Origin of the sequence: Lentibacillus halodurans (assembly GCF_900112045.1) — a bacterium.
GTDB lineage: Bacteria > Bacillota > Bacilli > Bacillales > Amphibacillaceae > Lentibacillus > Lentibacillus halodurans.
This window is the reverse complement of the sequence record NZ_FOJW01000014.1, coordinates 46,058-58,908: the sequence shown is the minus strand read 5'-3', so window position 1 is coordinate 58,908 and position 12,851 is coordinate 46,058. Positions and strand designations below refer to the sequence as shown.

Below are 12,851 nucleotides of genomic sequence, written 5' to 3'. Positions count from 1 at the left end.
ACCCAGGCCTTTCCTCCCGCTGGATTCTGCGCCCTTACATTAAATACTCCCCAGCCTATCGGCTGACAAAATGCCCCCGTGCCAATCTAACCTTTGGAAAACAAGGCGGCAGCCAAGTCTTTCTATTTCGCTGCCCGCTCATAAAGTTCATCAAAATGGTTGACCATTTCAAAATCCAGATCAGTCAGCCCTTTCATCTGCCACGATGAAATTTTCAAGGTGACAACTTTATAATCGATGGAAATGAACGGATGATGCTGTTTGTTCTCAGCGTATTCGGCGATCTGATCAACAAAACGGACGCCATTCAAAAATTCTTTAAAGCGGTAACGCCGTTCAATCCACTTTTCATCAAGCCTTTTCCAGTCAGGCAGATTTTCCAATTCCTTTGCAATCTGTTCTTCACTCAGACGTTCCATTGTTTTCCCTCCCATGTATTTAGTTCCTGCCCATGTCTCGTTGTTATCCCTAGTTTAACAAATTTTGATACTGTATACAGCCAATCAACATATTATCCACAAATCATCCACAGAATTTTGGGGATAACTTGATGCATAAATCCAGGCCATTAATTCAAACTATCATTGTGATGGAGGGATAATCGGTGAATGAACAGGAATTATATTACAGAATTCTCGAGCAGAAGGAACAATTGCAATATCTCCTGAAAGAGCATTGGCAGCTATTCTCCAACATGAGTACATGGTTTTTCTGGTTTAATCTCGCAACCGTTATCATTCCGCTTGTCATACTATATTTTTCAATAGATAGGAAAAGGTTGTTCGAAGTCGCTTTTTATGGTTATAGCATGCACGTATTATGGTTAAATATAGACATGATATTAACAGGCAACAATTATTTTAACCATCCCCATAGCCTTTTTTATATACTTCCTGAAGGGGTTTCGGTTACCTCAGTATTTTTGCCGGTCGTATTTATGCTCTTGTATCAGCACTGTACCAACAACGGAAAAAACTTCTACCTATATGCCACTGTGACCAGTACCATATTTGCATTCGGGTTTGGGTTTTTCGCGGAATCGGTTGACTTGCTGCGAATGCATAAAGGAATGAACTTGTTTTATTTAACCCTCATTGATATTGCCGCTGCTTTCATTGCTTATTGGGCGACAAACATCTTCCTCATGATAAAAAAACAGAAGCCCGAAAGACGCCAGGATTAAATTCCGTATGGAAGTCTTTTAAAATTATCAATGTTCTCATGTTCTAATTTAAAAAGATTGTCAAGGTTGTCCGTGCGCCTGCATATGTATTTAATATCAATACGGTGGAGGTGCTTCCCATTGCGGATGATCAATATGTCTAAGTGGATTTGCTATGCGGTGGGCTATGTATTTTTAACCTCAGGGATTCTCAAGCTTGTCGTGAGCGATTTTAAAGCAACGTTTATGAGTGTTGGGCTGCCATTTCCGGAGACAACATTGTTTCTGGTCGCCATTACAGAAATTGCCTGCAGCGCGTTCATACTAGGTCGATTATATGTTAAACAGGCAGTGGCGCTGCTTATTCTAATTATACTTGGCGCTATATTCCTAACTAAACTGCCTATATTAATGAATCAGGGATTTTTACAATTTGCCTTTGAGGCACGCCTTGACATTGTCATGCTTATTTTATTACTTCTGCTGTGGCAGCATAGGCCAGGCAAACAACTTTAACAGAGAGCCTCATATACACAAAGTTATCCACATATGCACAAATGTTCGCAGTTATGTTGTGATGGAATTGATGTTCCGTACTATATATTGACGTTATCTACAGATTATTCACATATTGTGGATAATAAGACGGACACCGACTCGTCTTTCAATAGACAGGAGGTTAGGGGGCCTATTCGGAGGCTGGGACAAAAGAACATTTATAAAACAAAAATTCGAACAAACAAAGCAAGGTATACCCCGCTGCTGCAATCTACATGGTGCTCGTCGTGTTGAATGAGATTTCAGAGAAACATCACTCCTCGCAACTCGAAGTTTACTCGGTGGATGTTTTGCTCGTCGCTTTCCACGGGCGGCCTGTTAGCCACCACGTGCATTCGCACTGTGGGGTCTCACCCAGCCTTTCCTCCGCTAAAACGGATGATTGGTCGTCTTTTAAGCCCCCTTACTTTCGTTATGTCCGGATCATTTATAAAATAAAGCTATCCTCAAAGAAAGGATAGCTTTATTCATATAACGTTGCGGAAGTATTTTCCATATCAATGCTGTCACAATAACTCGTTCCTGTGCATCGAGATCTGCTGCACTGACAGAAGTTTTACGCTAACGCTGTTCAACCAGTTCAAATGTGGCTTCCTGCTGCTGACCGTCCCGGTAAAACGTGACCGTTAATGAATCACCAACCTCTTTTTCCTGGTATAAAATCTTCCGCAAATCAATCATATTCATGACTTCTTCTCCGTCAACAGTTGTAATCACATCAAGCCGTGTCAGTCCTGCCTGGTCAGCCGGCGTTCCGGGTTCAACAGTCCAGACGTAGACACCGCCTTCTACCTCATCCGGAAGATTCAATGTGCTGCTCCATTCCGTTTGTGGAACTTCTTCAAGTGAGTAAATTTCAACACCCATATATGGGCGTGTCACCTGGCCTGTTTGTTCGAGTTCATCGACAATCGGTCTCGCTGTATCAATCGGGATGGCAAAACCGATACCTTCCACTGCCTCCTGATTGATTTTCATCGAATTAATGCCAATCAGCTGTCCGTCAATATTAATCAGCGCACCACCACTGTTTCCGGGATTGATGGCAGCATCAGTCTGGATAACTTCAGCCTGCCAGTCAGCACGGCCATCCTGATTAAAATCCTGTGGAATCGTGCGCTGTGTTCCGCTAATCACACCTTGTGTCACGGAACCCAAAAACATGCCTAAAGGATTGCCAATTGCAATGGCCGGCTCACCAACCTTGATGTTTTCCGAAGTTCCCATTTCGATCGTATCCTTTACTTGATCGCCATTCATCTGTAAAACAGCTAAATCTGAAAACAGGTCACTTCCGAGAATTTCCGCTTCTATACGTGTGTCATCCGACAGTACCACTTCTACTGTATCTGCTCCCTGAATGACGTGATGGTTCGTGATGACGTATGCATTGCCATCCGTGTTCTTATAAATGACACCGGAACCTGATCCTGCTTCAGTTTGCTGCTGGCCATCCTGCTGCTGCCAATAATCTCCTTGCCGCTGAATATTAATCACACCAACTACTGCGGGACTGACGTTATTGACCACATCGGTTATTTGAGAAGAAACATTAACCGACACGTAATCACCGGATTCAGGCTGAGCACCATTACCGTTTTCATCCTGTACGGTTTCTGCATCCTCTGTCCATGCTTCAGGCAGCATATCAGACTCCAAGATACCGGGTAATGCAACCAGCACAACAGCTATGCCAATAAAAACTCCAATCAGGGCAGGAAACAGCCAGCGCCTTTTTTTCGTTTGTTCCTGCCCGTAGTCATCGTCAAAATAGCCCATTTAACCTTCTCCTTTATAGAAAGGATTATAAGCATCTCTATATAGTATTACCTAAATACAGATGTTATTAACCAACTTCATATAAAGCGGTTGGTGTTTTCGGATCTGTATCACAAAGATCTAGTTTGATGCCGCGTTCTGTTAAAATATGGTCAACAGACATGCGTGCCAAATCCTTCATATTATTATCCTGGCTTAAGTGGGCCAAATAAATACGACTGGTCCTGTTACTGATCAAATCACTGAGCGCAATTCCGCAATCCTCATTGGAAACATGACCGGAATCACTAAGAATGCGGCGCTTAACATTCCATGGATACCGGCCCATACGCAGCATAGCAACATCATGATTGGCTTCAAATATGTAAGCATCTGCATTTTCCACGGTCCGTTTAATCCGCTCTGATACATAACCCAGGTCTGTTACAAGTGCCACTTTTTTTCCGTCATTGCGGAAAGTAAAAAACATGGGTTCTACAGCATCATGAGACACCCCAAATGATTCTACATCAATATCACCAAACGTTTTCACCTCTTCCATTCCAAAGTGAAACTTCTGGTCAAGGGAAATCGTGCCAATCGCATCTTCCATTGCATTCCATGTCTTTTCATTGGCATATATGGGCAAGTTGTATTTACGGGCGATGATGCCAAGCCCTTTTATATGATCACTATGCTCATGGGTTACCAGAATACCGGTCAGGCTCGACGGGTCAACTGCCACTTCCCCGAACAGCCTGTCCATTTGCCTCCCGCTTAACCCGGCATCAACCAGCAGTTTTTCCTTATCCGATTCAATATAAAATGCATTTCCGGTACTGCCTGATGCCAGAACACTAAAACGTAATGTCATGTAACTTCACTCCGATTGCTGCGTAGATGATAGTTTCTGATTCAGGTGTCTTAATACAAAATCTGCCATCTCACTGTTGTCGTCAAGGTTCTGGATTGTTTCGATCGTATGGGTTACCTCTCCTGTTATAAATGTCAGTTCATCACTGGGAACGATTTGATTTTCAATTGCATTTACATAAAAATTCTCCTCGTCATTGACGGTTACCGTCCAAGTTGGTGAAAAAACCTGCTTACCACTCTCTAGCGGGAGTCGTGTATGCAATCCCATATTGACATCAGTGATCTCATCTCCGTTTTCCAATCTATTGCCGTCAAATAACGTCTGGATCGCTCCCATCGGCTCAATCAGCGACTTCATCTCCTCACGAGGGCTAGCATCTCCAAGCATGGTTTGCGTATAGAAAATCATTTCATTTTCATCATTTAAATAAACAAGAAGAAGGCCATTTTGATTGTAATAAATAGGACGGTCGTTTTTTTTCTGGAAAAAGACAAGCACATTCATATCCTTATTCCAGCTGTCAAATGTATAATTCTCGGATAAGAGAACTCTGTCTGTAATGATCTCCTGGATTGAGGGGCTGTCCGCATCTTTAGGTATGGGAACAGGATCCTCAAAACGGGATAAGATTATATTGTCATGCATCACTTCCATCTCTTGGTTATCCTGATCATCAAAAAATGCCAGTTCTTCCTCAGTAAATGATTGTCGGCTCAGCGTTATATACGGCTGGTTAAATTCCCCTTCAGGCAAGTCAGCACTTATCGTAATATCCTCGGATTCCAATTGCTGTTCAAATGTGGCATCCGGTGTTTCCGGCAACATAAATTCAGATTCATCTTCCTTATTCGTCAGCATCACTAACAAATAAATATCCAAAATGAGAAAACAAAGGATAAATAACGTTTTAATTTGCTTCCATTGCACCTAAGTTCCCTCCCTATGCTGCTGCGAATCATCCTGAAAATCAATTTTCTGCCAGCTTCCATTGTAGTCCATGAACCAGGACGGATCCAATGTTATCGCGTCAGCATCACTCTGATAGGTTAAATCATAACCGACCTTAATGTCATACACCTTCTCCATATCGTAATCAGAACTGTTTTCGAGGTGATCGATAACCTCACTGCCTGACATCAGCTCTGAGGAATCATCCTCCCCCAGGTAGTTTCCCAAATCAAATAATGGGCGATTATATTGATACAACACTTCTGCCCGGTACTGCTGCTCAATGATGGATGAATAGTTATTTCCAAAAATGGGATACCCTTCATAATACATCTGGTAGCTTACTGTATTGGCAGAACCATTAATATTGAGATCCATCAAATGATAATCATCCGTCCAGCCCCGGTGATCGTTAATATTCGCGCTGCTCTGCTTCAGTAATTCTACCGGATCCATCTGCTCATAGGATGTCTCAAGCGGATTTTGAAATTCCATCGTTCTTCTGTTCGGATAAACGCGCATGATTCCCCTTGCACTATCTGTAAAATAGATTTCATTCTCACTGACCCGATTCCGGCTTACTAGATCAGAATTCGTAAACAGTGCATCAACCATGTGCCTCGAATTAATGCTTTGCACCGCTATCGACTTGGTGGAGACTTCCACCCGATTACTTGGTACATAAAATGTCCTTCCCGCCGTTTCAACCCTTGAAAACTCACTCAACCCTTCATACGTTGTCAGGTATTCCCATAGACGTTCATGCTTTTCGGAATTATTAACGACGGCTGTCGCCTGCTGATCACCGTTTTCGGACAGGAAAATCATATTCATTGAGTTGGTATCCTGATTAAACGTGATAAATATCCGCTCAAACCCCCATTCAGGGAAATTGACATCACCGTTGACTTTAAATAAATTTCCTGCCAACGCCATTGGTATGCTATCTGGAAAAACGATCTCCACCTGATTCGTTTCAGATGGCGGCCCGTTACTGCTTGTTGTCCGAAAGTCATACAAGCTCCATGACTGTATATCCTCGTATAGAGACTTACGATCATTCGGATCCGTGAAACCGAAGTAGTTATCGCCATTCGAGAAGATAATGGATGCTGGTGCAACCAGACTATCCATTGTTTCCTCGGTTCCGCCGAGGTCTGTACTATCCTCAACGACATCCTCTGTGAATCTTTCTATATCCGGTTTGTAGCTCCATAGGGCAAATGTAAGCAATAAGCTAATTCCTACCAGTACGCATAATAAAAATGATTTTACTGTTTCAAACTGCATTATTTTCCCCTCCGCTTCTTGTTTACCAGCGGAAGTGTAAAGAGAATGGTCGTCCCTTTACCTTCTTTACTTTTTGCCCAAATACTGCCATGGTGAGCTTCAATAATTTCCCTGGCAATAGCCAGCCCCAAACCTGTACCACCAAGTTTACGTGACCTGGCCTGGTCGGCACGGTAAAAACGGTCAAAAATTCTATCGACCTTATCATACGGTATCCCAGTGCCCTGATCCGATACGGCCACGAGCAGCTGTCTGTTCTGTTTCGATACCTGAAGGCGAATGGTTCCGCCTTCAGGAGAGTACTTGATCGCATTGGAAATAATGTTATCCAATACTTGAACCATTTTATCTTTATCAACCCAAACATCATATTTTTCATTTGGCAGGTCGCGCTGCAGTTTCATATCTTCTGAAAGATTCATCTCGAAACGATCAATCACTTCATGGAAAAAGTTGATGAAATCTGTTCGCTGCTGCTGCAGTGACTCACTTTTATTATCCATTCGGGAAAGCTGCAACAGGTCATTGACCATCCGGATCATCCGGTCTGTTTCATTTTGCGTGACAGCAAGGAATTTCGGTGCAATTTGCTTGTCCTCCCAGGCACCTTCCGTCAGCGCCTCGATATAACTGCGCATGGTTGTTAATGGTGTCCGCAGCTCATGGGACACGTTGGAGACAAACTCCCGGCGTTCACGCTCAATTTTCTCCTGTTCAGTAACATCACTGAGTACGGTAATAAAACCGGTCACATCATGATCCTCATCGGAAACAGTCGAGAACTTGGCCCGTACCAGATAAATATCATTTTCATCACTAAAGTCAATGATCATCGAACCGCTGTCAGGCAACTCCGTGATATCGACAGAGTTCTCATCCAGCTGCAGAACGTCAAGCAAAAATTCACCTTGGGCATCTTCCGGATCATACCCGATCAGAATACCGGCAGCATCATTCAACAGTGTGATAAAACCATTCCGGTCGGTGGCAATGACCCCGTCGGACATATTGGACAGGACGGAACTTAATTTGCGTCTCTCTTCTTCTGTCAGCGCCCTGGAATGCTTTAACTTGGCATTTAAATCATTGAACGACTCGGCAAGCTGGCCAATTTCATCTTTACCATAAACGTTTACCTTTTGGGAAAAATCTTCCTGTGCCATCGTCTGTGCCTGTCTGCGCATTTCCTGGATTGGTTTGGTAATCGTTCTGGCAACCAGAATTCCTAAAAATGCGGATACAGTAATGGCCAAAATAGAGCCCTGCAGAAAAACACGGTTTATAGCATCCAGCTGATCATATACCCCTTCAAGCGAAGCTTCGATATAGAGTGCACCGACCTGTGTTTGTTCGTGATCATACAACGGGATGGCCCGCCGGTAAGTCCGGTTACCTTCTCTGTTAATCACATTGCTTTTATCTTCAACCCCAAATCGCAATACATTGTTGATAAAATCGTCTGTCGTTTTCTTCCCAATATCGCTGCTGTTGGAAATATCACTTGCAGCCATAATTCTGCTCTGCATATCAACAACTTGTATATTAATGATATCCGCTGTATCATTAACTCTTACAATATTTTGCACTTCACTCGCGAGCCCCTGTTCATCGTCATCATCAGAGCGCTCTTTGCTGAATGCCTGCTCCAGGTTCACCTCTAAAATACTAACATTAGCCTCAACTGACTCTTCAAAGTTTTCCTTCAGTTCTGTTTCGAGGCCGCGGACAAAATAAGCACTGATCACCTGTATTGTGACAAGCAGCAGGAGTATGAACATAATGATGAATTTCAATTGTATTGAGCGAAAAAAACCAACTTTATGCATCGGATTGACCTACTCCTGTTCAGGGTTACGTAAATAGTAGCCAACGCCCCTTCGTGTAACGATCCACATCGGATTGCTTGGATTGTCCTCGATCTTTTCCCGCAGGCGTCTAATCGTCACGTCGACTGTGCGGACATCGCCAAAATAGTCATATCCCCATACCGTTTCAAGCAAGTGCTCCCTTGTCATCACTTGTCCAATATGCCGGGCAAGGTAATGAAGCAGCTCAAACTCACGGTGAGTAAGCTCCAGTTGCTCGCCATCCCGAGTTACGGCATAAGCATCTGGATGGATCACGAGCCGGCCAATTTCGATATTTTTGGATGTCTTCACCGCATCATCAGGAATTTGCTGCTGCCTGCGTAAATTCGCTTTCACCCTGGCAACCACTTCCCTGTTACTGAACGGCTTTGTCACATAATCATCGGCGCCGAGCTCCAGTCCCAGCACTTTATCAATCTCAGCATCCTTGGCTGTCAGCATGATAATCGGCATAGACTGTGTCTTGCGGATTTCGCGGCATACTTCATTGCCATCCTTATTCGGCAGCATTATATCAAGCAATACCAGGTCCGGTGTTTCCTGCTCCGCCAGCTGAATAGCCTCATCGCCATCATAAGCTATGACGACTTCATATCCTTCTTTTTCAAGATTAAATTTTAGAATATCTGCAATCGGTTGTTCGTCATCTACTACTAATACTTTATGAGCCATAACCGTCACTTCCTTTTTTAAACATTCCTTTGTTCCATTCTATCGCACTTTTACTTAAATGTCTTATATTAGAAGTCAAAAATTAGCGATCAGAATAAATAAAATCGGTGAAAAAGCCGGTTCTGCATTAAATTTTACAATCTTACAGCAAAAAGACTGACCCATGATTGAGCCAGTCTTTTTGCTGTTCATTTCTAAAAATAATCCTGCGGGTTTTGGAGTGCGCCATTCTTATAAACTTCAAAGTGCAAGTGAACACCTGTTGAATCGCCTGTTGATCCCATCACTCCGATTTTGCTTCCTTTTTCTACAGTCTCGCCAGAGCTGACACTGATTGATGAAAGATGAGCATACACCGTTTTCATCCCATTATTATGGCTAATCACAATTTTATTGCCATAACCTCCGTCATCCCAGCCTGATGATACAACTGTACCATTATCTGCTGCTAATATGGAACGGTCACTTGGACGTGCTATGTCCATTCCTTTATGCATGGACCCCCAGCGCTCGCCAACATTGCTGGATACATAACCGCCAATTGTCGGCCAGTGCAAGTCGCCTGTTCCACGTGACGGTACGACTTTTGTACCTTCAATGATAATTTCTTTTACAGGTTCTTTTGTCGTTTTTTCGTTAACAACTTCTTTGTTCGTTACGTTGTCATTCGTCATCTCCAGTGCATAATGAACTTCTTTTTTTCCTTCCTGCCCCTCTTGTTTCACTTCCTTATCACCTTTATACAAGTCGTCTGACTCGATGATTTCTGTTTCATAGTCAATCGTTTCTTTTTTCATTTGTTCTTTTTGAACGATGACATCAACAAACGGCTTGTAGTCGGTCACATGTATTTCCTGGTCAATTTGCAGGATTGAATCTTTCTCCAGGCCGTCATTTAATTCCAATAACTCATCAATCGTTACATCATACTTGCCGGCAATATCACCGAGCACTTCACCTTTCTCGACTTTATGTACTTTTTCTTCCAGTGTACCTTTTTCAAGCATCATTAAGCCCTGTTTTTCCGTTAAAATATCCGCCGGGTCAACTTTTTTCTCTGCAAATGAAACGTTTTCCGATAGCATAACATTTGTAATAACAGTTTCACCCGGATCCAATGTTATCTCATCCTGTTTTTCGTTTACGAGAGCCTGCTGCCTATATTCCGGGCTGCTATCTTCCTGTTCTTTGGCAGACAGCTTTTCAAGAATCTCTTCATCAGCGTATTTTGTTTTATATTGCTTTAATACGTTTTCAGCCGTTTCTTTGTTTTTAAAATAGCCAGCTGACTGATCAGCTATTTTCAGTTCAACAGCCTCTGCCTTAATAGACAGGGTATCTTTGATCTGGTCACTTACCTTGCTATTGTTATATGCAGGATTGAATACACGTTCAGAAACAAATGATACCTCTTCACCGACTGTCAGCGTATAGTCACCAAAGTCTTCTTCCTTCTCTTCAACTTTGCTGCGCATTACGTTCTCTATGACACGCTTGTCATCAACTTTCCCGGCATGTTTTCCATCCACATAAACATGATATATTTTCTCCAGTTTACCGTTATCATCTGCATATACTGTCGTAAATGTTAGCAAAAGACCGATACACGTCATCATTCCGACTTTTGTCAGCATATTCAGCTTTCCCGTATATCTTCTCACAGTCTTCCTATTTTCTTTCAACAAGACTGTACTCCCCCTTACCAAAAGCCTAGCCTCACATTTTAGCGAGTGCGTGAATTTCCTTATAAAATATAAGATCAACCATCCTGTATTTTTTCTTACGTTACGAAAAGATTTATCCCAAGTACGCTATCTGTGAGTGTAAGACTTTCTCATTTTCCACAACCAAATCTACCACAGTTTCAATTAGTATAAAATAGAACCAGTGCAAATGTAATATGATTGTATAATATCTTACAATTTTTTACATATATTTGATTGTAAAATGTGACTTATTGAGTATTTAATTACGATATTGGTGATTTTTTCCTATACTATTTTACATTTATATTACAAAATTCGCATTGATAATAGGATGAATTTACTATATTATGACGTATTTTGAATCATTTTGCTGTTCACTTGATCGTTGCCTCTTTCTGCCGTAAGCATTCCCTTATACGCAAATAAGACCCCTACCCGTTTGGATAGAGGTCTATTTGAAACGCATGATCTAGCTGTACACGCTTCTAACAACATTTGTTTGTTTTCGGTCCGGTCCGACTGAGAATATCGATAAAGGCGTTTCTGTCAACTGGGAAATCCGTTCCAAATAATGCCGTGCATTTTTCGGTAGTTCATGGATGTTTTGGACGTTTGTAATGTCTTCATTCCATCCAGGCATTTCCTCGTATACCGGCTCACATTCAGCTAGCGCACTGAGATTTGCCGGAAATTCATGAATAATATTTCCTTTATGCTTGTACGCCACACAAATTTTCAGCGTTTCAATACCGGTTAAAACATCCAATGAGTTGACGGATAAATGGGTAATTCCGCTCACCCGCTGTGCATGACGGACGACGACACTGTCAAACCAGCCAACACGGCGCGGGCGTCCTGTTGTTGTTCCATATTCATTACCGGTTTCACGGATCTGCTCCCCTACAGTATCATGCAGTTCTGTCGGGAATGGACCATCACCGACACGTGTCGTATACGCTTTTGATACACCGACCACATGATTGATTTTCGATGGTCCTACACCAGATCCGATGGTTACCCCGCCGGCAATCGGATTGGATGAAGTCACAAATGGATAGGTTCCCTGGTCAATATCAAGCATGACGCCCTGTGCTCCTTCAAACAAGACACGACGCCCTTCATCCAGTACCTCATTCAATACGACTGACGTGTCACAAACATATTCTGCTATCTGCTGTCCATATGCATAATACGCGTCCAATACATCCTCAATCTGAATCGGTTCCACTTCATAAACCTTTTCGAACAAACGATTCTTCTCTTTCAGGTTTTGTTCCAGTTTCATGCGGAATGTTTCTTTATCTAATAAATCTGCAATCCGGATACCACTTCTGGCTGCTTTATCCATATAAGCGGGGCCAATTCCTTTTTTCGTTGTCCCGATTTTATGGATGCCTTTATCCTCTTCCTGAAGTGCATCCAATTTTAAGTGATACGGCAAAATGACATGTGCCCGGTTGCTGATACGCAAATTGTCTGTTGAGATATTCCGCTCATGCAAGTATTCAATTTCTTCTGCAAACGCTTTTGGGTCAATGACCATCCCATTGCCGAGAATACATGTTTTATGGCTGAAGAAAATACCGGATGGAATTAAATGCAATTTATATGTTATATCATCAAATTTAATCGTATGGCCTGCATTATTGCCACCTTGATACCGGGCGACAACCTCGGCATTTTGTGATAGAAAATCAGTAATTTTTCCTTTTCCTTCATCGCCCCATTGTGTACCTACCACGACTACTGAGGACATAGTGCACCTCCGCATGCATTAACATTTGTGTTTTCCTTGTGAACAGCGTTATTTTATCAATAAAAATACTGCATGTCAAAATAAAAACGAATAATGTCTAAATATATTATTATAACGTTCGTTTAAATATGAGCTTTAAAGTATAGATTGTTATTTTTGCATCAATAAAAAAAGAGGCCGGACACAATGAAAACTTTCCACGCTAAAGACGAACGATTACAGGGCAGGAATTGCGGCATTTTACTTTTTCAACAGT

The 12,851-nt window shown here is 42.3% G+C and carries 11 protein-coding genes; 2 read left to right on the top strand and 9 right to left on the bottom strand.

Annotated features, from left to right (window positions below; all coding sequences use genetic code 11):
* Positions 1-122 precede the first annotated feature (122 nt).
* Positions 123-419 (bottom strand): 4a-hydroxytetrahydrobiopterin dehydratase, encoded by a 297-nt coding sequence (locus BM195_RS14980; protein ID WP_090240336.1) that lies wholly within the window; start codon positions 417-419, stop codon positions 123-125.
* Positions 420-604: 185 nt separating this feature from the next.
* Between BM195_RS14980 and BM195_RS14975 the strand changes: the two genes are divergently transcribed.
* Complete coding sequence (locus tag BM195_RS14975; RefSeq protein ID WP_090240331.1) at positions 605-1,183, top strand: hypothetical protein; 579 nt, start codon at positions 605-607, stop codon at positions 1,181-1,183.
* Between the two features lie 126 nt (positions 1,184-1,309).
* A complete protein-coding gene (locus BM195_RS14970) occupies positions 1,310-1,678 on the top strand; it encodes a DoxX family membrane protein (RefSeq protein ID WP_170848278.1) in 369 nt (122 codons plus the stop codon).
* Positions 1,679-2,281: 603 nt separating this feature from the next.
* Here BM195_RS14970 and BM195_RS14965 read toward each other — a convergent pair.
* The 8 genes from BM195_RS14965 to BM195_RS14930 all read right to left on the bottom strand — a co-directional run bounded on the left by BM195_RS14965 (position 2,282) and on the right by BM195_RS14930 (position 12,595).
* Entirely contained in the window at positions 2,282-3,499 is a 1,218-nt protein-coding gene (locus BM195_RS14965) for a S1C family serine protease (RefSeq protein ID WP_090240326.1), read from the bottom strand.
* A gap of 67 nt (positions 3,500-3,566) precedes the next feature.
* Positions 3,567-4,352 carry an MBL fold metallo-hydrolase gene (locus BM195_RS14960; protein ID WP_090240324.1) on the bottom strand — a complete coding sequence of 262 codons (786 nt, stop codon included), beginning with the start codon at positions 4,350-4,352 and terminating at the stop codon, positions 3,567-3,569.
* Positions 4,353-4,358: 6 nt separating this feature from the next.
* The gene (locus BM195_RS14955) at positions 4,359-5,282 is read right to left on the bottom strand and encodes a two-component system regulatory protein YycI (RefSeq protein ID WP_090240319.1); all 924 of its coding nucleotides are present in this window, start codon (positions 5,280-5,282) and stop codon (positions 4,359-4,361) included.
* On the bottom strand, positions 5,283-6,593 hold the full coding sequence (locus BM195_RS14950; RefSeq protein ID WP_090240316.1) for a YycH family regulatory protein: 1,311 nt from the start codon (positions 6,591-6,593) through the stop codon (positions 5,283-5,285).
* Complete coding sequence (gene walK, locus BM195_RS14945; protein ID WP_090240313.1) at positions 6,593-8,419, bottom strand: cell wall metabolism sensor histidine kinase WalK; 1,827 nt, start codon at positions 8,417-8,419, stop codon at positions 6,593-6,595. The genes BM195_RS14950 and walK overlap by 1 nt, the downstream gene beginning before the upstream one ends.
* Positions 8,420-8,428: 9 nt before the next feature.
* Positions 8,429-9,133: a response regulator YycF gene (gene yycF, locus BM195_RS14940; RefSeq protein WP_090240312.1), complete on the bottom strand. Its 705-nt coding sequence runs from the start codon at positions 9,131-9,133 to the stop codon at positions 8,429-8,431.
* Positions 9,134-9,327: 194 nt separating this feature from the next.
* The gene (locus BM195_RS14935) at positions 9,328-10,818 is read right to left on the bottom strand and encodes a peptidoglycan DD-metalloendopeptidase family protein (RefSeq protein WP_244535779.1); all 1,491 of its coding nucleotides are present in this window, start codon (positions 10,816-10,818) and stop codon (positions 9,328-9,330) included.
* A 490-nt stretch (positions 10,819-11,308) separates the two neighbouring features.
* Positions 11,309-12,595, bottom strand: a complete 1,287-nt coding sequence (locus BM195_RS14930) for an adenylosuccinate synthase (protein ID WP_090240308.1) — start codon at positions 12,593-12,595, stop codon at positions 11,309-11,311.
* Positions 12,596-12,851 lie beyond the last annotated feature (256 nt).

What these genes read in the sequence shown, in the direction of transcription:
- BM195_RS14980 (WP_090240336.1), bottom strand. Translation starts at nt 419, where the DNA reads ATGGAACGTCTGAGTGAAGAACAGATTGCAAAGGAATTGGAAAATCTG.
- BM195_RS14970 (WP_170848278.1), top strand. Translation starts at nt 1,310, where the DNA reads ATGATCAATATGTCTAAGTGGATTTGCTATGCGGTGGGCTATGTATTT.
- BM195_RS14965 (WP_090240326.1), bottom strand. Translation starts at nt 3,499, where the DNA reads ATGGGCTATTTTGACGATGACTACGGGCAGGAACAAACGAAAAAAAGG.
- BM195_RS14960 (WP_090240324.1), bottom strand. Translation starts at nt 4,352, where the DNA reads ATGACATTACGTTTTAGTGTTCTGGCATCAGGCAGTACCGGAAATGCA.
- BM195_RS14950 (WP_090240316.1), bottom strand. Translation starts at nt 6,593, where the DNA reads ATGCAGTTTGAAACAGTAAAATCATTTTTATTATGCGTACTGGTAGGA.
- walK (WP_090240313.1), bottom strand. Translation starts at nt 8,419, where the DNA reads ATGCATAAAGTTGGTTTTTTTCGCTCAATACAATTGAAATTCATCATT.
- yycF (WP_090240312.1), bottom strand. Translation starts at nt 9,133, where the DNA reads ATGGCTCATAAAGTATTAGTAGTAGATGACGAACAACCGATTGCAGAT.
- BM195_RS14930 (WP_090240308.1), bottom strand. Translation starts at nt 12,595, where the DNA reads ATGTCCTCAGTAGTCGTGGTAGGTACACAATGGGGCGATGAAGGAAAA.